We start from the raw sequence: 589 nt of genomic DNA, 5'->3' as shown, positions 1-589 counted from the left end.
CGGCTCGATTAAGCTTGAAGGCAGGGACCTGGCCTCCTTCACCGAAAACGAATATTGCAAAATCCGCGGAAATGACGTCTCTATGATCTTTCAGGAGCCCATGACTTCCCTGAATCCGGTGCTGACCATCGGCGAACAAATTACCGAAGTGCTTGAATACCATAAAAAAATGAATAAAAAAGAAGCGGCTAAAAAAGCCGTTGAGCTTCTGGAACTCGTCGGATTCTCCAGAGCGGAACAAGTAATGAAAGAATATCCGCACCGTCTTTCCGGAGGGATGAGACAGAGGGTGATGATCGCCATTGCGCTCAGCTGCAATCCGAAGCTTCTGATCGCTGATGAGCCGACGACGGCGCTTGATGTGACCAGCCAGGCGCAAATCCTCAAACTCCTGCGAGATCTGCAGAGCCGGCTCAACATGAGCATGCTGCTCATCACCCATGATCTCGGCGTGGTGGCAAACAGCGCCGATGAAGTGGCCGTGATCTATCAGGGCGAGATCATGGAAGCGGGCACGGTCGACGACATTTTCAAATCACCAAGCCATCCCTATCTCAAGGGCCTGATGGCCGCGGTGCCGCATTTCGAC

General features: G+C 52.6%; 1 protein-coding gene. It reads left to right on the top strand.

Translation table 11 applies throughout. The features are described from left to right. Nucleotides 1-7: 7 nt before the first annotated feature. The coding region (locus SB816_RS29760) for an ABC transporter ATP-binding protein (protein ID WP_410547961.1) at nucleotides 8-589 on the top strand (582 nt) is incomplete at its 3' end.

The sequence above is a fragment of the Achromobacter sp. SIMBA_011 genome (genome assembly GCF_046535435.1).
Classification (GTDB): domain Bacteria; phylum Pseudomonadota; class Gammaproteobacteria; order Burkholderiales; family Burkholderiaceae_B; genus Achromobacter; species Achromobacter dolens.
This window is presented reverse-complemented; position numbering and strand designations above follow the sequence as displayed.